Raw genomic sequence first — 26,505 nt, 5'->3', positions numbered from 1 at the left:
TTCATCAAAGTTTTTAAAATATGAATATATTAATTAAAATGGTATGATATCAGAAAAGAACCCGCCAACCGGCGGGTTCAATAATAATAGCCGTAGGTGCAACCTACGGGTGAAAAGTAGTAATAAATTAGAACCCTGTAAGGGTTCAACAACAATAGCTGTAGGTATAACCTACGGTCCATGTAAACGGGTAAAACCAGAACCCGCCAGCTGGCGGGTTCAATAAATGCAATAAATTAATTCAAACAGTATAATTATTCACCGGATTATTTTTGGCAGTGACGTTTGTTCTTTTGATGTCATGTCAGAAAGCTGACTACCAGTAAGTTGGGGGCAGTACCAATTTCAGGAAAACCCGCTTGGAATTGACAATGCTGAACCGCTTTTGCAGTGGAAAATTTCAGACGAACGGCGTGGCGCAAAATTCAAGTGCAGTGGTTGATTTGCCCGGTGTTGATGAAAATCAGCTGTAAAGGAAGGCGATAGTGAAGTTGCCGGAAATTCAATTGAGGGAATTTCTGAAACTGCTAACAGAACAATTCGGACCGCAGCCGGCAGTTATGTGTTTACGGTAGAGTAGTTTTCCTGAAAAATATGTTTGAATTATTAACGAGAAATCCCGGTTTTTGCCGGGATATTTTTATTTTCAGGGGAAAAAATTTACACTATGCTATTTGGAAACACCAGCAAATCGGTTTTGGTAGAAGTAGAAAAGTCGCTTTCGGAGAAATTTGATAAGGAAGTGAAAATTGAAAAATCCGGCAGTTTGGGAGGTGGTTGTATCAACAATGCTTCCAAAATTGAAACCAGTGCCGGAACTTTTTTTCTGAAATGGAATGCCAGTTGCGAGCCCGACATGTTTTTGCGCGAAGCAGAGAGTCTCAGTGAACTAAAAAAAGCAGCGAAAGGAAAAATTGCGGTTCCCGAGGTTTTTGCCGCAAAAGAGGCGGACAATACGCCCGGTTTTCTTGTGCTGGAGTACCTTGCTCCCGGAGGTTCCGGGGCCAACACCGATGAAATCCTCGGCCGTGGTCTGGCCACAATCCATCAGTTTGAAAATGAAAAGTACGGGTTTTACAACGATAACTACTGCGGGTCAACACCGCAAGACAATTCATGGAAAGATACCTGGCCCGAATTCTTCAGGGATAACCGATTGGGATATTTGCTCGATTTAATCGAAAAAGACAGGCCGCTGCCAGCTTTCGATGTGAAAGTTTACGACCGTCTCTTAAATAAAATTCCCTATCTCGTTCCGGCGGAATCAAAACCTGTGCTTATTCACGGCGATTTGTGGGGCGGCAACTACATGGTTGTCGAAAACGGACCGGCGTTAATCGATCCTGCTTCCTATTATGCCGACCGCGAAATGGAAATGGGAATTATGACAATGTTTGGCGGTTTTTCGCGGCGGTTTTACAGCGCTTACAACGAGGTAAACCCATTGCCTCCGGATTGGGAAGATCGAAATCCGCTGTATCAGCTATACCATGTTTTAAATCATTACTATTTGTTTGGCGGGGGTTATGGCAGCCAGGCATTGCGATTGGCAAATTATTATGTTTAGGGGTTAAAACTTTTCCCAATGAATGATTTCTTCGGCGGGTTTTCGGTTTTTTCCCGGAATATCCTCACCGGCCGGGTAACCCAGGGGCAACATCACCAGTGGCTCGATGTGCAAGGGCAGCCTTAATGTTTCAGCACATTTCTGCGCATTGAAATTACAAACCCAGGTTGTTCCCAGTCCCAGCTCAGCAGCCTGTAACGCCATGTGATCAACGGCAATGGCCACATCCACATCCGCATAATCTTTCCCGTCTAAACCTCTTTTCCACGATTGTGAGTGGTCGGCACAAGCCAGAATGATTACAGGTGCTTTTCTTATCCAGTCGCGCTGGTAAAACGCAAACATCTTTTCCAGGTTTTCGGGGTACTGGACCACTAAAAAGTGCCACGGCTGAAAATTAACTGCAGAGGGGGCCAGCCGCGCTGCCTCCAGTACTTTTTCCAGTTTTTGTTTTTCAACCGGTGTGCTTTCAAAATCTCTTACTGCGTAACGGTGTGTAATTAACTGAGAAAACTTCATATCGATTCAAAATTAGTATTGTCACTTTCAAATTTCTTTAAAGTAAAACGTATGATTTTCGGATAAAATATAAATGTTTCAGTTTTTATAATTCATATTGGAACTGGTAATGAATACGTTTAAGGTGCGTTGAGGTTCAGCAATAAAGAAGATGTTGTAAAATATGTTATGTGCTTGAATGATTTCTTATGTTGTGGCTACTCAGCAACCCAGGGGAATAGCCCGCAAGGAATTTTTACCTAACCTGGCCGGTAATTATATAATTGTAAATAATGTAACGGGCGAGGTATCTGGGACAGCACCAACTACTTACGGTTACAAAGGCACATCAACAGTTACAGAATTCCCCAAGGTATTAAGCACAACTGCCGACAACGGCACTGTATGGGAAATTAATAACTGGTTCAGTTTTTCTGTTACCAGTATTTTTAACAGGATTCAGACTTCATACCCCAAATTTCATGCCTTGCTAAATCAGGCCGGTCTTTCACTCAATAAAGAATTCCGCTACAGCTTTTTATCTGATAATGAATTTTATACTATATTTATTCCCAGCGATGAAGCGCTTGAAGAAGCAAATGTGAGCTCCATGTCGAAAGAGGAATTGCAGAAGTTTCTGATGCTACATTTTGTTCAGGGAGAATTAATATTTACCGATGGAAACAAAGCCGCCGGTTATTACGAAACAACCCGAATCGATGAAAAATCAACTCCATTCTCAACGGTTTATACACAGTTATATGTAGAACCGGATGTAGATATGATTCGGTTTAAAAATGAAAATGGGGAGATTTATACCGAAATTGAAGAATCAGAATTAACCAATATGCTTACAGGAGTTAACCTGGGTGAAAGTGACGACAATTTCAGTAATGTATTCAATAATGCTGTTATTCATGAAATTGACAGAGTATTAAAAGTGAATGAAGTGGATACCCAGTAAACAGACAAAGCAATTTGATATATAAAACCTAAGGTTTGTGAACGAAATGAAAAACATCAGAACTGCCATAATTTTTATTGTTGCACTATTTGCTTTCTTTGCTGCAACAGCTCAGGAAAAAACAATAATCAGGGGAAGGGTTATCGATAAATCGGATAATACTACCATTATTGGGGCCAACATTGTGGAATACGACAGTGAAGAAAGGGTAGTAAACGGCACCATTACCAATGTAAATGGCGATTTTGTCCTTGAAATGAATGACCCCGGTAATGTAGTCCGCGTGAGTGTTATCGGCTATAAATCTCAGGAAATTGAAGTTGATCCTACCAAAAACATTATGGTTGAGCTTGAAGCTTCCGATGTTGCATTGGGTGAAGTTACAGTTACAGCCGAATCAAAATCAACCGGAGGTTTAACCAATATAGAAGATCGGGACAAAGCTTCCTCCTCTGTGAAAGTCGATTTAATGGACATGCAGGATGTGGGTATGATTTCGGCTGCCGATGCTTTGCAGGGTAAAGTTTCCGGGCTGGATATTATCAGTGCATCGGGCGACCCGGGCTCTGGCTCGCAACTGGTAATACGCGGGCTGAGTTCCATGGGAAACAGCCAGCCGCTGATTGTTATCGACGGGATTCCACAATTCAGGGTAGCTACCGATTTTAATCTTAGCTCTGCCGATACGGAAGATATCAGTAACCTCATTAATATTGCTTTACAGGATATAAAATCAATTGAAGTGCTCAAAGATGCTGCTTCTACCGCAGTGTATGGTTCGCGTGGTGCCGATGGCGTTTTGCTCATCGAAACCAAAAAAGGACGAATGGGGAAAGTGCAGTTCGATTATCAGTATAAATTCAACCAAAACGTGCAGCCACCTCCGATTCCAATGCTTAACGGCGACGAGTACATTATGCTTCAGCTGGAAGAATGGCACAACAGTCAGGGAGCTTTTGAAATTCCTCCGGAAATTGCTTACGACAGGGACTATACCGACTTTTATAACTATTCGGCCAACACCGACTGGATAGGCGAGATTACACAAAATGGTAAAACTCACGATCACTATTTCAGTATTTCGGGAGGTGGCGAAAAAACAAGGTACTTTACCTCGTTTAGTTATGTGGATGAAACCGGTACAACAATCGGTACCCGCTCACAACGTTTTTCAACGCGTATTAACCTCGACTATTTTCTTTCGCGTAACCTGCTTTTCCAGGTAAAATTCAATTATATCAACAATGCCATCGATGGCAATGTCTCAATACAAGGTAATCACTGGCGCCCGAGGAATGTGAGGGAAATGGCTTATATAAAAGCACCCAACATGAGTGTTTGGGAACGTGATTATATGGGGCGTTATACGGGGGAGTATTTTACTCCAATCAATAGCTACCAGGGTGACGGTGTAACTTATTTTAATCCGGTGGCAGTTGCCAAACTGGGAAAGAACGACCGTGTGATGAACCGGCTTGAAAATACCTTTATGCTTCAGTACCGGATTAACGACTGGCTTACTTTCCGCGAAACAATTTCTTTTCAGTATGAAGGTTCAAAATCGAAAAATTATTTGCCCTACAATGCTATCGGGGCCGACTGGCTTGCCTGGAATGTAAATAAAGCAGAAGAAAGCAACAACCTGAACAATTCAATACGTACCGAATCTCAGTTGGCTTTTAGTTCACCGTTTCAGAATGAAGACCACGGCTTGTCGGGCGCATTAACCTGGATTACCGACCAGTCGGGCTACGAATGGATGAACCTGCAGGGAAATAAGACACCAAGTGTGGATATTAAAGATCCGGCTATCGACCCGCAAATTAACTGGATTGGAACAGGGTCGGGTGAAAACCGCCTGATAAGTGGTGCCGGTAATATAAACTATAAATACCGCGACCGTTACATGGTTCAAACTATCCTCCGTGCCGATGCCCATTCTTCATTCGGTATCAACAACCGCTGGGGGCTTTTTAAAGGCTTGTCGCTCGGGTGGAGGTTTTCCAGTGAACCATTTATGAGCGGCCTCGATTTTTTGGGCGAAAGTATGTTGCGTACCAGTTGGGGAGTATCGGGACGCCAACCTTCCGATGTATATGCCCGCTTTGCTACGTATGAATCTACCGGAACAGGAAGTTACATCCTGAATCCCGCAGTTGCTCCAACAAGTATTCAATTGAGTAACCTGCGCTGGGAAACTATTACATCTTACGATATTGGAGCTGAGTTCAGCCTCTTTGACGATCGATTATATTTGGAAGGTGATATCTACAGAAAAATTACCAATGATATTCTGTTTGAGGATTATGACATTCCTTATTCATCGGGGTACTCAACGCTTAAATTCCTGAATGGGGGAGAAATGACTAACGAAGGCTGGGAACTGATGGCCGATGCGCGTCTGGTCCGTACCAAAGACTGGTTAGTGGCTATTAACTTCAATACCTCGCAGAATATTAACTCATTTAACAGGCTTCCTGCGAATTTCAATACCGAACGTTCCACCTCAATAGGTAACGGACAATATCCTCAACTTGTGCAGGAAGGAGAGCCCATTGGTTCATTTTTTGGCTTTAGGTACCTGGGCGTATATGCCAGTGACGAAGATGCTGTTGCCTACGATGCTGACGGTAATGTAATACTCGACAACGAAGGCAGGCCCATACCAATGCAATATACCAATACTTACATTTTTAAAGGCGGAGATCCTATTTACGAAGATATTAATAACGATGGCAAAATTGACCTGAGCGATGTCGTTTATATTGGCGACTCCAACCCGAACTTTATTGGCGGTTTTGGTACGAATGTGAAATATAAGAATTTTGATTTCTCTGTCAATTTCCATTACCGCGTTGGTTTCGATATTATTAACGGGATTGCCATTCAAACCGAAGGTATGAACAACCGCGACAACCAAAGTAAAGCAGTTCTCAGGCGCTGGAGAATTCAGGGACAGGAAGAGAAAGGTATGTTACCGCGTGCTTATATGAATCATCCGGCAAACAACCTCGGTTCCGATCGTTACGTTGAGAAAGGCGATTATTTAAGGTTGAATAATATGAAAATCGGATACCAGTTAAATGAAGAACTTTGTAATAAGCTGGGTATTAGGAGGGCCAGTTTTACATTGAGTGCCCGCAAGTTGCTCACTTTTACCAATTATTCAGGGCAGGACCCTGAAGTTGGGCAAGATGCAAGCAACCCGTTCTGGATTGGGGTGGACTATGCGCGCACTCCACCGCCCAAAGTTTATACATTTAGTATTGGAATCGGTTTCTAAAAAAAAGGAATTAAGGATATGATATCAAAAGTAAAATATTTTCTGCTAACCCTGTTGGTTTTCATGCAGTTTTCTTGCAACGACTGGCTGGATCTTATTCCTCCCAGCGGACTCATCAGGGATGAATTCTGGAATGCCAAAGAAGATGTTGAAGCTGTTTTAATGGCAGCATACGAAACTTTTGGTTCCATGGACCGGAACCTGTTTTTGTACGGAGAGTTACGGGCTGATTTGTTGCAGCGTGATTTTAGCCAGTCATCGGGAGAACAGAATATAATGGAAAGTAACATCTATCCCGATAATGGTTTTAGTAACTGGGAAACTTTTTATCGGGTAATTAACTACTGCAACGAAGTCATTAAAAATGCACCGGAAGTTAAAGAAATTGACAATACGTTTACCGATTTTCAACTGAAGAGTTTAATGGCCGAGGCTTATTTTTTGAGAAGTTTAAGCTATTTTTACCTGGTTCGGTTATTTAAAGATGTCCCTTTGGTGCTTGAGCCATCTGAAAGTGATGATGCTGATTTTTATCTGCCACAATCGCCCGACGAGGAGGTATTGGAACAAATTGTAAGCGATCTGAAAGCCAACCGTGATTTTGCGCCCTCCGAAAGTTTCCCCACAATTGCCGAAAACAAAGGACGGGCCTCAAAAGCCGCATTCGATGCTCTGCTTGCCGATATAGCACTTTGGAGGTTTCAGTACGAAGAAGTGCTTACTCATGTACAGAAGATCGAACAAAACGAAAATCTGGAATTGATGCCAAGCTCAAGATGGTTCCAGCTTTTTTCTCCGGGGAATTCACTCGAAAGTATTTTCGAATTTCAATTTGACGGCAACCGAAATCAGCGCAACGGAACATTCGGATTGACCGAGCAGAACAGTAACCAGTATGATCCCAGCCAGAAAGCTGTTGAAATGTTTGGCAGTGAGTATGCCAAAGAAATTGTCAGAGGGCAGGGCGCTACCATTGCCAAAATCGGCGAAGATGATTTTATAATCTGGAAATATGTGGGGCGATCACCCGACGGATTATCTGTACGGGCAGGAGCTGATCAATACAGTGCCAACTGGATTGTTTACCGCCTGGCCGATGTGCTGCTTATGAAAGCCGAAGCTTTGTCGCAATTAGAACGTTACAACGAAGCACTAATAATTATTAATGAAATAAGGAGCCGGGCAAATGTTCAACCTATTTCTCCTGCATTTAACCGGGTTGCGTTCGAAGATGCCATACTCGAAGAAAGAGCTCTGGAATTTGCTTACGAAGGAAAACGCTGGTTCGACCTCCTGCGAATGGGACGCCGCAATAATTACGGGCGAAAAAGCAAACTGGTTGAAGTAATTATCAGCAATGTCCCTTCAACGCAAAAGAGGATACTTGCCGCGAAACTTACCAATCCGTTAGGTTGGTATTTGCCGGTGTACGAAAATGAAATTGAGCGTAATAGAAATTTGGTTCAAAATCCGTATTATGATTTTTAAAATGAAAAAATTAGTATATCTGGCCATAATAGTACTGGCGGTCGCAAGTTTTTCGTGTAGGGAAAAAGAACTGGAAGCTGCCTTTGAAGATTTGGAACGGCTTACCATCTACGATTACCTGATGGAAAACGAAGAGGAGTATTCCAGTTTCATTTCAATTTTGGAAAAAGGGAAAATCCTGAAAACGTTAAGTGCTTATAACCCGGATGGAACAGGCTATACATTATTTGCTCCCGATAACGAAGCCATTAACCGCTTTATTGATGAGAACAACCAGTTTTCTTCTGTTAGCGATATTCTGAATGACGAAGAGTATGCAGCTTCCTTTAGCAGGTACCATGTGGTTAATAAAGATTATCATACCAACGATTTTCCGTTCGGGGCATTTGCCGAGCCCACCTTATCGGGCGATTTCCTTACTGTTGGCTTCGTGATTGAAACCGATACTTCATATTATAAAATTAATAATCAGGCCGCTGTTAAGTTTCCCAATATTGAAACTTCGAACGGGTATGTCCACCAGCTTGAAACGGCCTTAAAACCAATCACCTTAACCACCTATCAGTGGTTAGAGCAAAATGCTGAATTTTCAATCTTTAAACAAGCTGTTGATATTACCGGGTTGCAGGCAACCATTGATTTCAATACAAAAGAGGAAGAAGACAGGCAACCGGTAACTGTTTTGGCTGAACCCGATTCCATTTACCAAAAAGCAGGGATAAATTCAGTCGATGATCTTATTGCCGTTATCAGCCCTGATGACAATGACTTTACGAATTCATCCAACAGGCTTTATAATTATGTGTCCTATCATTTTTTGCAGGGCATGTATTTTTTAGACGACTATACGGATGAAAATACCAATTACAATACATTTTCAGAAATACCGCTTAATATTAACGGGCGGGGCCTCGAAATAGAAATTAACCCCGGGAAAGAAGTATTTGATACTATTGTTTACCAGGGCGATTCTACGTTTATCGACTATATTAGATTTAAATACGACGAGAGTAATATTATTACCCAAAGCGGTGCCATCCATTTTATCGACCGGGTAATGAAACAGCATGCGCCCTCAAAAACCGATGTGACCTTCCAGTTTATGGAAGAGTCACTGATTTATTCTTATTACCAGGAAGGTGAAGGAAACTTTGTGATTGAAAATCAGGATGCATTGAATTCAATTGAATGGTCGGGTGCTGATTTATCATACGAAATTATTAAAGAAGACGGCGAAGATATTACCAATGCCTGGAATAACGATTACCTGATTATCGATGGCGATTTTGTTATTTCCTACACAACGCCACCGATTGTTGCCGGGAAATATACCGTTATGTTTGGAGCCGAGGCGTATAACGAGGATAACGCTCTGGTTGAAGTTTATATCGATGATAAAAAAATTGGTAGCCTGGTTGACCTTACCACATTAGGCGATCAGGATAACCCGTTCCAGCAAATTGAATTGGGAACAGTTGATTTTAAAAGTTATGCAAGGCATAAAGTTGAAATAAGGCCTTTGATCCCGGGAAGATTTTTATGGGATTACATACGTTTTGAAATACCAAATTAATTAACAGGATAAAAAATGAAGTTGAAATTAGGTATATATACTGTTTTTTCCATTTTCCTTTTGGCATCATGCACAAAAGAGTGGGACGATCATTTTAATGTTTATCCCGAAACAGTTGACCAAAATGTTTGGGATGCAATGAGCAATGATCCGGAAATAGCTGATTTTATCAATTTGTTGGAAGATTTCAGATACGATACCCTTTTTCAGTCTGATATTCCTTATACACTTTTTGTACCATCAAATGATGCATTAGCCGAATATTTGAGTCTGAATGAAGTGGATACCACTCTCCTTAATTATCATATAGTTACCCACTTTATTCAATCTGCCAGCATTGAAGGAAAACGAAAAGTACAAACTTTGTCGAAAAAATATGCACTGTTTGAAAGAGTAGGAACCCAAACTACGCTCGATGGAATTGCGTTGAAAAATGAAAGCCCGCTCTACAATAACGGAAAATATTTCGTGCTCGAAGAAGTGGCCAAACCGCTTCCCAATTTATATGAGTTTTATAAAGTCAATAACCCCGTTCTTCGCGATTATATCGACAGCCAGGATTCAATTATTCTCGACCGTGAACGAAGCAAACCAATTGGCTTTGATGATGATGGCAATACAGTTTACGATTCAGTAAATATAGTTTATAATCTTTTTGAAGCTGAATATTTTCCCGTAAGTGTGGAGTCGAGGAATTATACTGCCACATTTGTTTTTCCACAGAAAGAAGATTACGAAGAGGCGCTAACTGTTATGGCCCAGGATTTGAACATTCCGGGTTATACTGATTACAGCAATATTCCTCTCGACTGGCAATATGATATCCTGATGCCCCACCTGCTCGAACAGGGGGTTTTCCTTAATATGATTGAGCCCGAGGAGTTTATATGGGAAACAGAAGAGGATACACTGAAGCTGCAGAATATTCTTGGCGACAGCATTCAGATCTTGTACACGCCGGTTGATAAAAGTATTTGCAGTAACGGGTATGCCTATAACTACGAAAGTTTTTCAATACCCGACTCACTCTACAATAGTTCGTCAAAGTACGAGGCAGAAATGCTGCTCGACGAAACCGGACTTAACCGATATGCATGGTATGAACATGTTAATGTAGTTACAGATCAGGCTTTTACGCCACTCCAGGAATACATAAGTTCGGCCTCAAATGACAGTATTATAAGAATATTGTTTCCTAAAGGCTATTCTGGGCGCTATTCTGTTGAGTTTAAAACACACAGCGTATTCCCCCGGAAATATGCTATGGAAATTGCAACTCACATGGATATTGGCGGGGTTTACGATATTTACGTGAATGATGAACTTGTAAGAACATTTGATTATTATGACTTTGTAAGGTACAGAGGTGTAATGCCAAGTGTTATTCCGGGCAAACGTTATATTCCCAAAGGCCGTTTTAACAGTTTTGATGTGTTGGTTGAGAATGTTGAAGAATACAGCAGGCCAAAAGTGAGGATAGAATATAAAGGACCGGGAAGTGGAATTTCTTCGAACGGATTAGTAATTGATTACATCGATTTTATTCCTTTTGAATAAACAGAACTAAACCTTTGAAAAGAATTAGAATACTAAAACGAATGAAAAAAACATTCAGCATAGCGACTTTTATTAACAGTTACAACAAATTGTTTGTAATGAATGACATGTATTCGGAAAAGACAATTGTTCCCGTAACGGAGGATTATTTTTCACCTGCGGCAACAAAATACAATAAGCAAAGTTTCAGCAGCATGATAAACCAGGTAATATACTCTATTTTTAAAAGGTGTGCCCTTTTGGGGGCTTTGGTGTTTGCTTTGGGCCTCTTTTCTGTTCAGGCACAGGATACACTGTTGGTGAGCGGAAAAGTTGTAAACGGTGCAGGCGAACCGGTCCCTAATGTTGCCGTTGGAATTGAAGGATCGTTTCAGTTGCCTTCAATATCCAATGAAGCCGGCGAATTTACACTAAAAGTGGTTTCCCAAAATATATGGTTAAATGTTGAACCTTCCGGTGATTATAAAAGCAAAAGGGTATATCTGGGTAACCGGAGTGAATTGGTTATTTATTTAACAGAAAGTGATTTATCAGCCGGGAATGATCCGATTTCTATTCTTAACCAGGTGAGGCTGAAACGTAACATGATTTCTTCTTTTTCGGTGCTGAACACCGATCAGGTTAAAAAAACTTCTGGATTAACAGTTGATCAGTTTATGCAGGGCAGAGTGCCCGGGTTACACGTAACCAACCGCTCGGGCGACCCGGGTAGTGGTGCTTTTACACTGATGCGCGGAATTAACTCGCTGAATGCATCAAACCAGCCGTTGTATGTTGTTGATGGTATTCCAATGGCCTCAATGGGCGTTTTTGGTTCAAACCTCGATGGCTATTCCTATAACCCGCTTTTGGCTGTTAACAATCTAAATATCTCGAAAGCAACTGTAGTAAAAGATCCGTTGTTAACTGCTGCTTACGGGTCAAAAGCATCAAACGGACTGGTTATTATTGAAACACTTGATCCCAGCGCCACACAAACAGTTATCGACCTCGACTTACGCAGCGGCTATTCTCTTGCTCCCTCAAATCAGATTCCTCAGTTGAATGCGGGGCAACACAAAACCCTTGTTAGTGAAGTACTGTTTTCTTCAGGCAGAGAGGAAGAATGGATTCGACAAGAATATCCCAACCTCTTTCTTAAAGAAACGAGCGATCGTTGGGTTGATTATCAGCATAATACCAAATGGCAGGATATTATTTTCAACAATGCATTTTTCTCCAACCTGAATATTAATGTAAAGGGAGGCGACGAAATTGCCCGTTACGGGCTTTCGTTTGGTTATACAAATGCCGATGGTATAATTAAAACCACCGGTTACGACGGGTATAACCTCCGTTTTGTAAGTTTACTGAATATTTTTCAGTGGCTGAAAATGAATGCAGGGGTTTCGTTGAGTTACAACCTTTCGGAACTAAAAGAATCGGGCAAAGTAGCGCAAACCAACCCCATTTTAACCAGCCTCGGAAAATCGCCAATGTTAAATCCTTTTCAATATGACGAAGATGGGAATGAGTTGATAACACTGGCCCCGGTTGATGAACTTGGAGTGAGTAACCCGCAGGCAGTTATTGATAATTATGAAGCAAGCAACAGTAATTTCCATTTTATTTCTACGCTCGGTTTCGAAGCCAGCCTGAAAGAAAACCTAATGCTGAATTCCAATTTCGGGCTGACTTATAACGTGCTCAAAGAACTGATTTTTATGCCCAACAAAGGGATGGAACTTTATTACAATAAAGAAGCGATTAATGTTTCCAAGGGGGCCAACAACAGTCTCTCTTCTTTTTATAACAATACCTACCTGAAATTCGACAAAGCATTTGGCAGCGACCATTACCTGACTTCAAACACAGGAATCAATATAATGACAAACGATTATGAGTTTGACTGGGGGTTAACTAAAAATGCGCATGAAAACGATCAGTACCGTATGTTACAGGACGGAACCAACAGCCTGCGTGAAATAGGTGGTGCAAACCGTAACTGGAACTGGGTGTCGTTATATGAGAATTTAACCTATAGTTATAAGGATCGTTACCTTGCCTCAGCCTCACTTTCCATCGATGGGTCATCGAGGATTGGCGACAACGCAGCCAATACCCTTAAAGTGGCTGATGTCCCGTTTGGTGTTTTTTATGCCGGTGGTGTTGCCTGGAGATTATCAGGGGAACCTTTCCTCAGGAGTACAGCCTGGCTTGAAGAATTGAAATTACGTTTATCTTACGGAAAATCAGGAAATGACGATATTGGCGAATCCAATGCCACAAACTATTACAATGCGGTTAAATTCCGCGAAACGGTTGGGCTTTATCCGGCAGTGGTCCCCAACGATGAACTCACCTACGAAACTGTTAATCAGTTGAATGCAGGTCTTGATATTTCGTTGTGGGGGGAGCGGTTTGTTACAAGTATCGATGTTTACCAGTCGGTTACCAATAACATGTTGATTTATTCCCCGCTTGAAGCTTACTTCGGTTATGATTTCCGCCCCGAAAACGGAGGTAAAATGCAGAACAACGGAATCGATCTCGGAATGTTTTACCGTATTGTTAACCGTCCGACATTTAACTGGGATATCCAAACTTCACTTTCTGTTGTAAAAAATGAAGTGCTCGAAATTAAAGGCGACAAGCTGGTTACATCAATTCCCGGGGCCGAAATTGTAAATATGCCGGGTGAGCAGGCCAACAGCTTTTACGGTTATATTTTTGAAGGGGTTTACACCACAACTGAAGATGCAATAAATGACGATCTTGTAAATGAACGCTTAATGCCTTATCAGGGTGGGGATGCCCGGTTTGCTGATTTATCGGGTTCCAATGGCACGCCTGACGGAATTATCAATGATTACGATAAAACAGTATTAGGATCATCGTTACCGGAATATTTTGGAGGGTTGAGCAATACATTCACTTATAAACGCTGGGAATTGAACGCATTCCTGCAATTTGTATATGGCAACGAAGTTTTTAACTACGTGCGTTACCAGAATGAAAGTATGGACGGACTTGAAAATCAGAGTACAAATGTGTTAAACCGCTGGCAGTATGAAGGACAGGAAACCCAGGTGCCGCGCGCATTATGGAACGACCCGATAGGCAACACAGCCTTCTCCTCGCGCTGGATAGAAGATGGTTCGTACCTGCGGGTGAAAAATATTTCGTTGAGTTATAGCATCCCTGATGAGTTTTTGTCGTTCAGGAATGCGCAGTTTTATGTTTCTGCCAGTAATCTGTTTACTTTCTCCAATTATCTGGGTTACGACCCTGAATTTGCCTATTCGTTTACACAAATGGAACAAGGTATTGACTATGGACTAACACCACAGCCCCGGCAGTTTATTGTGGGAATTAAATTAGGTTTATAACCAATTATTTTTTGATTGACATGAGAAATTTGAAAAAATATTCGGCTATTGTTTTTGCTTTTTTGGCATCGGTATTCGTTTTCTCTTCCTGTAAAGATTTTCTGAATCCGGAACAGGAGGTGAATATTACGGAAGACAAATTGTTCGACGATTGGTATGAGTACCGTTCGGCAGAAATGGGACTCTACGGCCTGCAACAGAAACTGGTGGAGCAGATTGTTATTTTAGGAGAGCTACGTGCCGATTTACTCACTATTACCCCCAATGCCGATGCAGATATGATTGAAATCTATAATTTCAATATTTCAAAAGAAAATAAATACGCTTCGCCAACTAACTTTTTCAAACTTATATCGGCCAGCAACAGATTTATACGCGTGCTGGAGGAGCAACACCCCGAAGTGTTAGACCAGAACAGTCCGGTTACAAATTACGACAGGCTTTACGGAGAAGCACTCTGTATGAGGGCCTGGGCCTATTTCAATGCTGTTCGTATTTACGGGAAAGTTCCTTTTATTCATGAATCACTTACTACTATTGACGAAGTGGAAAACTTCCTGGATTCAAACGAACCTTACGTCGATAGTGTGCATATTATTTTTGCCCGGGATGGTTATGATAACGATACAATTTACCAGGATCCCGTTACCCTTGAAAAACAGTACTACGATCAGGATCTGGTTATCGATTATTTTACCAACGAGCTGGAAACGAAAGTGAAAGCAGTGGGTGTAAATCATTATATCGACAATAATGATAATACCTGGGAAGTTACAATCTGGAATGAACATGCCAGGAATGCCTTGCTTGGGCACATGTTCCTAACCCAGGGCGATTTGAAAAAAGCTGCCACTTATTTTGAAAAAATCACAAGGCTTTCAACCGATAATTATCGATACCAGTTGGATGCCAGTTTCTCATATAACAATTGGAGAAATATTTTTATAAATATTGATAATCGGGAACATATTTTCACACTCTGGTTCAATAAATCCAACTTTCAACAGAATAATTTTCAACGCATGTTCGATCCACGCGAGCCGCATCAGTACATGCTGAAACCCACACGCCAGGCAGTGTTGAAGTGGGAAACCATTTGGGATAATTACTCGTTGAATGTTAATAACTCAAATCCATCACGCACCAGGCTGAACCAAAAAGGGATGCCCGGTGATTTTTATCGCGGTTATGGTGTTTCCTACGCTTATACAATTAATGGCGTACCTATTGAGCCTAATCAGATACAAGGTGCCCTTTATTTGAAATCAGAAGATGATTTTAAAACCGCAAACCTTATCACTGCCGGTGCCGATACTGTTGTTTGGAAATATTCTTTTTACAAAAATGTATTCGATCAGGATGCCAATTTTATAGTTTACCGTGCAGCCGGAATTCATTTGTGGCTGGCCGAGATTTACACGTGGTGGGCTTTTGAGCGTAGCGGCGGGGTAAGTACATTTACTACCCAGGCACTTGATATTGTGAATGACGGCAGATACTACGACATCTCTGATAACAGGGAGCAGATGGGTGTCAGGGGCCGCGTTGGATTTGCCGATCAATTCGATAAAATTAGTGTGGGAAACATTAATTATGTGCATGATCCGTTCAATAATAAAGTACTCGACTATATCGATTTGACAGGTAGCCTGGAAGCAAAACAACTCTACCTGGAAGAACAACTGCTCGATGAACGGGCTCGCGAATTGGCTTTTGAAGGAGAACGGTTTTACGACCTGATGCGCGTGGCCAAACGCCGTAATGATCCTTCTTTCCTGGCCGAAATTGTCTCTCAAAAATATCCTGAAGGCAAACAGCAGGAAATTTACAATCTGTTACTCGACGAAAATAACTGGTACATCAACTATTTTGAATAGTATTACCGCCGGGAATTGAAATAACCGGAAACACAAGCAACGTTACCGGAAATGAGGCAGGCAAAATTTGACCTGTCTCTTTTGCGTTTTAAATATTTTGAACGAATACGCAACCTTTCCCATCCTAAAAACATCTTATGTGAGATTTGACTTATTGTTTGTTTTTGATAATAGCTATTTTTCTGAAAATTTAAATCACTTGAACCTGATTATAATGCTGAACTGAATGTTTCGAACCAAAAAACAAATTGCTTTAAAAACCGGCGTGATGCTTATTCTCCTGGCCTGTTTCAGTTCCGTTTTTGCGCAAAACGAAGCCAATGTCTGGCTGCTGAATAACGGGCAACAGTTGAATTTTGATTCGGGAGAACCTGAGCTGATTGATTTTGAGGGCGAAATTGAATTTGGTTCCACTATTTGCGATGAGGACGGCAACCTGCTCCTTTATTCCGATGGCCGTAAAATCTGGAATAAAAATCACGAGGTAATCGCCAACGGCAACGATCTTATCGATGACAATTCCTGGATTCAAAGCTACCCTTATTTTCTCCCTTATCCCAACAAAGATGGATGGTATATGATTATTTACGAAGAGATGACCTATTGGCATCAGGGAGGAAAATACGGCAATACATTATATTACGGGGTGATAAATACCAATGCCCAAAACGGAAAAGGTGAATTGGTAACTGAAAAAGTATTTATTCACGACAATTACCATTCCGGACCAACCATTGCAGGGTATTGCAACAACAGTTACTATTGGCTGGCAATCGATAGGAATGAAAATGTTATTTCGGGTATCAACCGTGACCGGATTTATTTCTACAGGATAGATGAAAATGGTTTAAACGAGGATCCTGTTATTAACGGAGAGTTGGGAATTGGAAGTTCTGGCGGATACAAGTTTTCACCCAACGGCGATAAATTATTTTTTTTAGTTGGCGGGGATATATATAGTGACGGTAATTATGTAACCGATTTTAACTTCAAAACCGGCGAACTGTACAATTTTCGTCGCCTAACTTCCAGGTATAATTCCAAAAATGAGTTTTCACCCAGCAGCCGTTTTTTTTACTTTTTTGATGATTCAGTACTATGCCAGATGGATGCCCGCTACACCAGCTCTACAAACTTTATTAATTCCACTGATACGCTGTTAACGCTTCAACCTCCGGCAGGACAAAGCAACAACGGTTGGGATCTGAGACTGGCTCCCGATGGACGGATTTATTTTCGCTATGTCGATGTTGCATCAGGTGAGCACAAAATGGGCAGAATCCGTTTTCCAAACCGTAAAGGCTTCGCATGTAATCCTGAACTGGATGTAATGACAATTCCATCGTACAATTTATGGTTTCCCAAATTTATGCCTGGATTTTTTGGCGATAAACTACCCGAACCGCTCGACGAAGTTTTTCCGGATGCAGGTCCCAATCAGCAACTTTGCCCCGGCGATGTCATTTCTCTTGGAGCCGACAACCAACCCGAAGCATTTTATTCCTGGTTTCCTGAGAATTATATCACTGAATATTTTTCTCCTCAAACTGAACTGAAAGCGCCGCCACATTTTGATGAGCCCGAAAACAACACGTTTACTTTGCGGGCTACCGACGGCAATTGCTGGCTCAATTTCGATGAAGTGGAAATTACCCGGTACCCCAAAAACCGCCCGCTGGAAATTGGCGGAAGCTGGTCGGTGTGTCCGTATGTGGAAGAGGTGGATTATTGGACCGGGAACAATCACTACGACTACGAACCTATATGGCTGGTGGAAGGCGGAGAAATTGTGGCAGGCCAGGGAACCGACAGCATAAAAGTAAACTGGTGGGATACCAACCCCGATGCGTATGTGGCGGTGTACTCTGAAAATCAGTACGGCTGCATTTCCGATACAACCTATTTCCCGGTGCGGATTAACGTGGAATTGCTCACCGAAACGCCCAACGGCCCTGATGAATTATGCATGGCCGAAGCGAAAAATGTAACCTACCAAATTCACAATACGAACGGTTCGGTGTATAACTGGACAGCCGAAGGCGGCGAAATTTTGAGCGGGCAGGGAACCAACAAGGTAACTGTGAACTGGATGCAGGAAGGAATGAATTCGCTTGTTGTGGAAGAAACCAGCACCACCATCGACACGGTGTGCTATGGCGAATCGGAGCCGCTTAAGGTGGAGCTGATAAATGACAGCCTCGACATTGCCTTGCTCAACGTTTCGTTTAACAGCGAAGATAATGTGGAACTCGAATATTATTCAGAAAAGTTGAAAAATCATATCCACACGCTTTACATTCTTGCTGAAAACGAGGAAACTGGCCGGGAGATGCAGGTGCATGTTTCTGCCGAATACGACGGATCGACTTACTATTTTCCCTCTTCAGCTGAGTTGGCTCCCGAAACCATTCGGCTGAAAGTGCAAAATTTATGCGGTGAGCTATTTATTTCCAATCCGCAGCAAACTATTGTGGTAAGAGAAAGGAATACCGCGGAAATCGACCGGGCCTTGCTCGTGTGGAACAGCAACAAATACTGGGACAACGACCGGGTGGAATACGAAGTGTGGCATGCAACCGAAAAAGACGGACCGTGGGAAAAAATTGCCGGGGAAATTTCCGCCATTCAATTCGATTATTTTAACGAAGGTTTTTCATTGGAACACTACTTCAGGATAAAAGCGAATAACCTCGATAAAGGTGTTTCCTCATGGTCGAATACGCTGCGGGTAGAGTTTGAGAGTACCATTGAAATTTCTGATGTGTTCACGCCAAACGGCGATGGGGTCAACGATGTGTGGGAAATTCAAAACATCCGTTTTCATGAGCCTGAACGGGTTACCGTTTATAATCGGTATGGACAAAAAATTTACGAAAGCCGCGGCAGTTACGTACCGTGGGATGGAACTTTTAATGGCGAAATCATCCAGGGAACCTATTTCTACGAAATTGTTTTCGATGCACGAAATATTGAGTACGGACAAGTAACTATCCTGCAATGAGGGGTGTAAAACATAATACATTGATTTTTCTGCTGTTTTTATCTTTTCAGGCAAAAACGCAGGAATTCCCGTATCACTATTTTTCGCATACTGTGCCGGTTATCAGTAACCCGTCGTTGGTTGCCGCGCAAACTTCGATGAACGTACATGTGGGGGCCTACAGTTTATGGGCTGGTGGGTTTAAGCCGGTCAACGATTACCTTGTCAGCTTTTCATACTCACCCGATGCCATGAACCGCAGAGGTTACGGGCGGCAATCTACTCGCGTGGGGCTGGGGGCCACGTTGCTGAACGAAAAAATCGGGCCGTTTAACCAGTACATTTTGCAGCTGATGTACGCCTATCACATTCCGCTTACACGCGAAATTCAGCTTTCGCTCGGTGTTTGCGGCATTATCGAAAATCTGAATATCGATGTGAATTCGCTGTCGCCGCTGCATCCCGACGACCCACGTTTATTAACAGGGAACAATCGTTCATTTTTGTTCGATGGCGGTTTCGGGGCCTCCGTTTTAGCCGAAAACTGGAGGTTGGGTTTGTCTGTTCTGAACCTGGCTCCCGGAACTTTCCGGTTTTCTGAAGAGCCGGCAGCCGGGTTTTCATCGTACCGGAAACTGTTTCTCAGCGGAAGTTATTTTTGGGGTTTCGGACGAAATTTTGGAATCCAACCACACATTACATTGCGAAATTCAAATTTGAAATGGCTGAATTATGATGCATCACTAAAATTTGATTTACAGTACTTTCAAGTCGGTGCCGGCTACCGTAGTGAAAATTCACTGTTTTTGTTTCTGAATGTTCCGTTCGAAGGGTTCACGTTCAGCTACACCTCCGAAAATCCACTAAACGCAAACCACATGATGGGAAACGGGCACACGTTTTCTGTGGGGTGGGCAATACGCGAATAAAGTAATTTTAAAAAGGAAAGTTCTTCACTAAGCGGTCCATTTCAATTATTTGATGCGTTTAAAACAATTGCCTGATAGCAGATCGTCTTTTTTCAATATCGAATTCATTTGGATCCCATTCTTCACCGTCTTCCAAGCCGCACCATTCAGCGTATTCTGCATATTCCGGATGTTTTTTGTCGGCCATAATCTCTTTAAACCCTTCGTAGCCCCAAACTCCTCCGCAGTCTTCGGGCGGGCATTTTCCCTTTCCGGCCAGCAGTGATGGATCCCTGCTTTTTTCAGGCAGAATTTTTTCGAGTGTGATGGTATGTTCCCAGCTATCGCCAAAATCATAAATATAGATGAACTTCTGTTTTTCAAATTTAAAAACATCTGAAAGTTTTACCCCAGCCGCTTCCAGTTGCTCTGTAAATCCCGGATCGTGATCTTCGTATATTTCTGTAATTACCGTTTTTGACTCGAATCCGTTTTTGGAAAACTGGAAAAGATGGGAATTCCACCATCCAAAAGCTTCCTGAATAATCATGTGTAATTCGTAAAAACTATAATTTGAAGGTACGTTTATCCTCCTCCACACCGGAGGTTTTTTAATGCCATTAAGTTGAATTTTAAACTGAAAGGTTTCAGCTTCTTCGTGCCGGTTATTTCCTTTTTGGGGAGTATTTTGGACTTCATCATTCAACGATAAAAGAAAATTTATTTTTGATATGTTGATCATTTCTGTAAGCACGAAATCGTCTTCATCAGGAATATCAATTTCGTCCTTAATCATATCGACCACCTCAACCAGGGTAATATTTTTTTCAGATGAAGCAATAAGTATCAGTGCAAACAGGTAATGGAATAATTCAATATGATTGATAGATTTCCTTTTAGCGAAATAAATTTCAGGCTCTCGTTTGAAAAAATCCATAGCGCTTGCATTTTCTTCGTTAAGCAAGTCAAATGGGGGTTTCAATAATTTAATCAGCGGATAATGGGGATACTGTTTATGGTAGTACATTAATTTTTTTTCATATTTTGGACTTTTCTGTGCTTGTTCTACCATAAGATCGAGAAATGCCAGCGCCGGATTGTCGGGCATATTTTTTTGTAGTTTCTTTATTTTCTTTGCGGCTGATTTCGGCTTATCAGTGGTTAAATAATAGAGCTCCGAAAACTGTTCCTCCCATTTTTCACGGTTAATGTTTGAATCCGGTTCAATGCCCAGTAGTTCATCCGAATATTCATCGGTAATTTCATATTCCAGCAGTTTATCGATGAGTTCTTCACTGATGCTGTTTAACAAATCAAAATCGAGGTAACTGTTGATAACCGAATTTACCAAATAGGCCAGTTCTTCACTTTGCACATCTGATATATCTTTGATTTGGGTTAACATTTTTTCGATTAAATCTACTTTTTCAACAGTGGACAAATTTTCATATTTTTCTTCTATTTCATCCACATCATCATCCAGCCAGGATTTATCATCACCCCAACTGCCGTCATCCATAAAATCCTCTTCCGATTGCAAGACTACCTCGTAATTTCCGGGGCCGGCTGCGCGTTCCAGTTGCGCAATAATTTGGTTGGCACGTTTTTCACTGTCGAGCGGCCCGCGTATATATACCGGCTTGTCATCCTCGCCACATTCAATTTCAATCAGTTCCACGTCATCGTTGTCTTCTTCGAGAATATATTGCGCAACTGATGTAAAGTCCTTGTGGGGTTTAAAACCGTAATCGTCGGCAAATTCAATTCCGGCGAAAATTATATTGTGTGCCAGTGTATAAGAAACAGGTTCCGTTTCCATCGCTTTTTCGGTGTTATCCAGTAAATCCCTGTATTCGGGTTCGCTGATATTGAATTTGAATACTGTATCTTTTACGCCAAGACATTTCAAGTCGACAAGGTACATTCCCATTGTTATATTGCCGTTTGAATGTTTCCTGGCAACGGTAATATGCGCCAGTCCGCTTTCTTCCCAGTCTTTATTTACGCGGCATTCATAAATTGGCAGGTTTCGCGCCTTTTGCCTGATGTAATTTTCCGGGTTCAACATTTGAACTACTTTTCCTTTTTTCTTTTTGGCCATTGTTGTTATTTTTCTAATGTTGCTTAATCTTTTGTATTTTTTTTCACTTCTTTCATTTCCTTCACTCCAAGAAAATCTTCAATTTTATTCAGTTCCAGTTTTTCGTTATGCCGGGTTATAAAATTGGCTTTTTCATCGAACCAGCCAATTACAGTTTCGCGTTGTAATTTTGTTGGCTTTATTGAAATATAACTAAGATACGATGTCCAGGGGTACTCCAGAGGATGTTCACAAAATCCGTGATGAACCGGATTGTTGTGTATGTAAAGAATTGTTTGTTTTAACCAAGCCGGGTTTTCAATTCGTTTTCGTTTAAACGGACGTTCAAAAAGTCCACCGTGGCGATGGTAGCGTTTGTTAATGCACTGTGCGTACGAATTGAAAAGTTTGGAAAATTGTTGTGCCGGCGTTCTAACCCTGACGGGGCTCGGAGCCCCGTCAGGGGTAACTTTTTATATATAAATCATCTTCCTCGTCATGCCACCGTCAACAACAAAATTTTGGCCGGTGATAAAACTGTTGTCGGGTTTTAACAGGAACAACACCATTTGGGCGATATCGGAACCTTTCCCGATTCTTCCTGCGGGGTGTTGCTCGTGCCACTCTTTTTTCAAATCGAGCTGATTGGTTTCCGATTTCTTTTTAACACCCGACACATCAATCCAGCCCGGACTGATGGCATTTACCCTGATTTCGGGGCCGAGGCTCATTGCCAGTGAATGCGTCAGCGCAAAAATTCCTCCTTTACTGGCAGCGTAGGATTCAGTGTCGGGTTCCGACTGAAATGCCCTTGTAGAGCACATATTGATGATGCTTCCCTGCGCTATTTTTAAATGCGGCGCGGCGTATTTCGAACACAAAAATGCCCCGGTGAGGTTGGTGCCAATCACACTGTTCCATTCATCTAACGAAAGTTCTGAAATCGGTTTGCGAATCATAAATCCCGCGTTGTTAATCAATCCGAAAACTGAACCTGTTTTTTTCACTGATTCAGCAACCGCTTTTTTTATCTGTTTTTCGTTGGATACATCGCACGGAAAGCCCCGCAGGTTTTCCGCAACCATTTCATCTTCCAGTTCTTTGAGGGCTTCTTCATCCCTTTCAAGCACCGACACAAAATAGCCTTCGGCCACCAGGTATTCTGTAATAATTTTCCCGATTCCCTGAGCGCCGCCTGTAACAATAATATTTTTAACCATGATGATAAACTTTAAAAATTCCCTCTTTCAAAAAAATTACTTCAATTTAATCATAAAGATTGAAATAACGATCATTGCAACGGCCACAACCCCACCACCTAAAAATGCAGTAGATATACCACCTATAGCGTAAAAAAGTCCAATGAAAACCGGGCCTAAAGTTTGACCCAGGCGCAGTACCATGCCGTTAATCGACATGAAACCTGCACGTTCGTTAAGGGGAGCATAACCAACCAGCAGCGTTTGAATTCCGGGAATAAGCATTCCGTGTCCCATTCCGAAAGTAATGAGTGGAACAATCAGTAACCACCAGTTTCCTGCGAACGATAAAATGAGCATGGAAACAAAATAGAGAATAAAACCGATGATAAGCTGCTTTTTAGGTTTAAGGTAGCGGTTAATCACTTTTAGTTGTGATGAGGTGATGGCCGTAACTATTGAAAACAATGACATGAACAGCCCGATTTGGAAGTCGGTGGCCCCCAGCCGTTCTACCATAAGTTGCGGGAAGTAGGAGAGGTAAGCGCCGTATAAAATGAAAAAAAGCAGCACATTAATTATAAAAAGCCCCCACACCGTTTTCTTATTGATATTTTTCCAGGTGCGTTTCAAATAGCTGCGTATGGTTTGCGTTTCTTTAGGTTCCGGGTTTTTCAGGTAGAAAATTATCAGCAGTCCGGTTGGAATAGCCAGGAGCGGGAGCAGAAAAGGAAACTGCCAGCCGGCCATGGCCAGGGCACCCCCAACGGCAGGATAAGTGGCTGTGCCAACACTTAATACGCTGGAATTGTATCCCATAATGGCTCCGCGTTTTTGGCCTGAAAACAAATCGCCGATTAATGTAACATTTAACGACCCCAGCGAAGCCGCCCCAATTCCCTGGAAGAAACGCAGCAAGAGCAAAACTTCCCATTTATCGGTGAAAAAACAGGCTGCACCGGCAATGCCGAAAAGAAACAGCGAGGGCAGCAGTATGGTTTTTCGGCCCCACCTGTCGGCCAGTAAGCCAACCACAGGAGCCAGAAAAATTCCGGGGAACGTAAAAACTGTGATAAGCAAAGTAACCTGACTGGCCGAAATATTAAAATGTTCTTTAATAGAGGGGAAGGCAGGTGTTATACTGGCAACCCCCATTACGGACACAAGGGTAATTAAATAGATTATTGCAATGTTTCTTTTTTCCATGTTGTTGATTTAATCAGGCAAAAGTAGAATTTTCATCCCAAGTTGAAATATTTCATCAGTTTTTTTGCACGACCTGATCTTAATTCTTTTACATAAAGCAAGCTTTCATTATTTTAGGCGCTTAAATTGAAAAAAAATAAAAATAATGCGAAATCTGTTCCTGCTTTTTTTGGTGTTGGCCACATCCCTTTTGTCGGCCCAAAACAAACAAATGTCTCTCGAAGATGCAATTTTAGGCCGTTATTCATATCTCCGGCCAGAGTCGATGAATGGCCTGTCGTGGAAAACCGACGATGTATTTTCTTTTATCGATAATGATACGCTTTGGGCCGAAACAGCAAAAAATGGGAAGCGTTCGGCTGTCATTTCACTCGGGGAGTTAAATGCGGAAATGAAACAAAAAAACAGTTCCGGTTTTAGCCGTTTCCCGGGGTATTCATGGATTGGCGGCAATATGCTGCTTGCCAGGCACAGCAATAAGTTTATCGTTTTTAATACCGAAACCAAAAAAATTGCTTTACAGATTGAATTGCCCGAAAAAGCTGAAAATGCAGAGTTTTGTCTTGAGGGGAAATTTGTAGCTTTTACCGTCGATGACGATTTGTTTGTCACTTTTGAAGATGGGAAAACACTTCAAATTACCGAAGATGGCGGCAACGGAATTGTAAACGGAAAAACGGTGCACCGCAACGAATTTGGAATTTCCAAAGGAATATTTATTTCACCCAAAGGAAATTATGTAGCCTTTTACCGGAAAGACGAAACCATGGTTTCCGACTATCCGGTAGTTGATTTTATGGGACGTGTGGCCGAATATACACCAGTGAAATACCCCATGGCCGGGATGAGCAGCCACCATGTTACGGTTGGAATTTATAGCATTGACTCAGGCGAAACAATGTTCCTGAAAACCGGTGGCGATCCTGAACATTTCCTCACGAACCTGGCCTGGTCGCCCGATGAAAAAGATATTTACCTGGCCGAGCTGAACCGCGGACAGGATCACATGCAAATGAACCGATATGCAGTATCAACCGGCGAAAAAGAAAAAACACTTTTTGAAGAAACCAGCGATTCGTATGTTGAGCCGTTAAATCCCATCCGTTTTTCAAAAGAAGATGAAAACGAATTTTATTACCTGAGCCGGCAGGATGGCTGGTTCCACATTTATAAGTACAACACTGAAGGGAAACTCATTCGTCAGGTAACAGAAGGGGAGTGGGAAGTCACCCGGCTTTTGGGCTTCGACCAGAAAGAAAAAAATGTTTTTGTGGAGGCCACCAAAAAAAGTCCGCTGGAAAGACATATTTACCGGGTGGAAGTAAAATCCGGGGAGATGGAAAAATTAACAGATTCAGAAGGAATTCATGGCGCAGATCTGAGTCCTGAAGGCAGCTTTTTTATTGATCGGTTCACTGCCCCGGACGTGCCTTCTGAAATAGCATTGATTTCTGAAAAGGGCAAGAAATTAAACACGTTGTTTACAGCGAAAGATCCTCTTGAAAATTACAAACTCGGAGAAAATAAGCTGGTTCCGATTCAGTCGGCTAATGGCAAAACAGAATTGGCCGGGCGGCTGATTTTACCACCCGATTTCGATCCTGCAAAAAAATACCCGGTAATTGTATATGTATATGGCGGCCCGCATTCGCAGCTCGTTACCAAAAGCTGGCACAACAGCGCGCGCTGGTGGCAGTATTATATGGCCTCGCAGGGTTACATCGCTTTTACCATGGACAATCGCGGAACCAGTAACCGCGGACGTCAATTTGAAACAGCAGTGCACCGGCAACTGGGGGTTTTGGAAACCGAAGACCAGATGGAAGGCATTAAATACCTGAAATCACTGCCGTATGTGGATGCTGAGCGGATTGGAGTGCACGGCTGGAGTTACGGTGGTTTTATGACACTGAACCTGATGCTGCGCCATCCTGAAGTTTTCAAAGTGGGTGTGGCA

Annotated in this window: 15 protein-coding genes; 11 read left to right on the top strand and 4 right to left on the bottom strand. The window is 42.1% G+C overall.

Translation table 11 applies throughout. From position 1 onward, the window contains the following. Nucleotides 1–667 precede the first annotated feature (667 nt). Complete coding sequence (locus ACTCNA_RS11600) at nucleotides 668–1,567, top strand: fructosamine kinase family protein (protein ID WP_462948081.1); 900 nt, start codon at nucleotides 668–670, stop codon at nucleotides 1,565–1,567. Between the two features lie 3 nt (nucleotides 1,568–1,570). Here the strand turns inward: ACTCNA_RS11600 and ACTCNA_RS11595 are convergent, their stop codons facing one another. Further along, nucleotides 1,571–2,086: a nitroreductase family protein gene (locus tag ACTCNA_RS11595; RefSeq protein ID WP_462948080.1), complete on the bottom strand. Its 516-nt coding sequence runs from the start codon at nucleotides 2,084–2,086 to the stop codon at nucleotides 1,571–1,573. Nucleotides 2,087–2,264: 178 nt separating this feature from the next. On the opposite strand from ACTCNA_RS11595, the gene ACTCNA_RS11590 reads away from it, so the two are divergent. The 9 genes from ACTCNA_RS11590 (at nucleotide 2,265) to ACTCNA_RS11550 (ending at nucleotide 20,084) form a co-directional block, all read left to right on the top strand. Next, nucleotides 2,265–3,029: a fasciclin domain-containing protein gene (locus ACTCNA_RS11590; protein ID WP_462948079.1), complete on the top strand. Its 765-nt coding sequence runs from the start codon at nucleotides 2,265–2,267 to the stop codon at nucleotides 3,027–3,029. 46 nt (nucleotides 3,030–3,075) lie between these two features. Then, a complete protein-coding gene (locus ACTCNA_RS11585; protein WP_462948082.1) occupies nucleotides 3,076–6,312 on the top strand; it encodes a SusC/RagA family TonB-linked outer membrane protein in 3,237 nt (1,078 codons plus the stop codon). Nucleotides 6,313–6,330: 18 nt separating this feature from the next. Further along, a complete protein-coding gene (locus ACTCNA_RS11580) occupies nucleotides 6,331–7,800 on the top strand; it encodes a RagB/SusD family nutrient uptake outer membrane protein (protein WP_462948078.1) in 1,470 nt (489 codons plus the stop codon). Nucleotide 7,801: 1 nt separating this feature from the next. Beyond that, on the top strand, nucleotides 7,802–9,373 hold the full coding sequence (locus ACTCNA_RS11575) for a fasciclin domain-containing protein (RefSeq protein WP_462948077.1): 1,572 nt from the start codon (nucleotides 7,802–7,804) through the stop codon (nucleotides 9,371–9,373). A gap of 15 nt (nucleotides 9,374–9,388) precedes the next feature. Next, the gene (locus ACTCNA_RS11570) at nucleotides 9,389–10,930 is read left to right on the top strand and encodes a fasciclin domain-containing protein (protein ID WP_462948076.1); all 1,542 of its coding nucleotides are present in this window, start codon (nucleotides 9,389–9,391) and stop codon (nucleotides 10,928–10,930) included. A 41-nt stretch (nucleotides 10,931–10,971) separates the two neighbouring features. Then, nucleotides 10,972–14,298: a SusC/RagA family TonB-linked outer membrane protein gene (locus ACTCNA_RS11565; RefSeq protein WP_462948075.1), complete on the top strand. Its 3,327-nt coding sequence runs from the start codon at nucleotides 10,972–10,974 to the stop codon at nucleotides 14,296–14,298. A 20-nt stretch (nucleotides 14,299–14,318) separates the two neighbouring features. After that, a complete protein-coding gene (locus ACTCNA_RS11560; RefSeq protein WP_462948074.1) occupies nucleotides 14,319–16,175 on the top strand; it encodes a RagB/SusD family nutrient uptake outer membrane protein in 1,857 nt (618 codons plus the stop codon). Nucleotides 16,176–16,401: 226 nt separating this feature from the next. Continuing rightward, nucleotides 16,402–19,176, top strand: coding sequence for a T9SS type B sorting domain-containing protein (locus tag ACTCNA_RS11555; RefSeq protein WP_462948073.1), 2,775 nt, complete (start codon nucleotides 16,402–16,404; stop codon nucleotides 19,174–19,176). 20 nt (nucleotides 19,177–19,196) lie between these two features. Next, nucleotides 19,197–20,084, top strand: coding sequence for a PorP/SprF family type IX secretion system membrane protein (locus ACTCNA_RS11550; protein WP_462948072.1), 888 nt, complete (start codon nucleotides 19,197–19,199; stop codon nucleotides 20,082–20,084). Nucleotides 20,085–20,142: 58 nt separating this feature from the next. Here ACTCNA_RS11550 and ACTCNA_RS11545 read toward each other — a convergent pair whose 3' ends face one another. The 3 genes from ACTCNA_RS11545 to ACTCNA_RS11535 form a co-directional block, all read right to left on the bottom strand. Then, the gene (locus tag ACTCNA_RS11545; RefSeq protein ID WP_462948071.1) at nucleotides 20,143–22,164 is read right to left on the bottom strand and encodes a plasmid pRiA4b ORF-3 family protein; all 2,022 of its coding nucleotides are present in this window, start codon (nucleotides 22,162–22,164) and stop codon (nucleotides 20,143–20,145) included. Between the two features lie 452 nt (nucleotides 22,165–22,616). After that, nucleotides 22,617–23,363, bottom strand: coding sequence for an SDR family oxidoreductase (locus ACTCNA_RS11540; RefSeq protein ID WP_462948070.1), 747 nt, complete (start codon nucleotides 23,361–23,363; stop codon nucleotides 22,617–22,619). 36 nt (nucleotides 23,364–23,399) lie between these two features. Next, complete coding sequence (locus ACTCNA_RS11535) at nucleotides 23,400–24,548, bottom strand: MFS transporter (protein WP_462948069.1); 1,149 nt, start codon at nucleotides 24,546–24,548, stop codon at nucleotides 23,400–23,402. A 145-nt stretch (nucleotides 24,549–24,693) separates the two neighbouring features. Here ACTCNA_RS11535 and ACTCNA_RS11530 point away from each other — a divergent pair. Further along, nucleotides 24,694–26,505 (top strand): S9 family peptidase (locus ACTCNA_RS11530; RefSeq protein ID WP_462948068.1); only part of this gene is annotated, 1,812 nt, incomplete at its 3' end.

Source organism: Tangfeifania sp. (assembly GCF_055108615.1).
The sequence above is the reverse complement of the archived record's forward strand: the minus strand, read 5'-3'. Positions and strand labels throughout refer to the sequence as shown.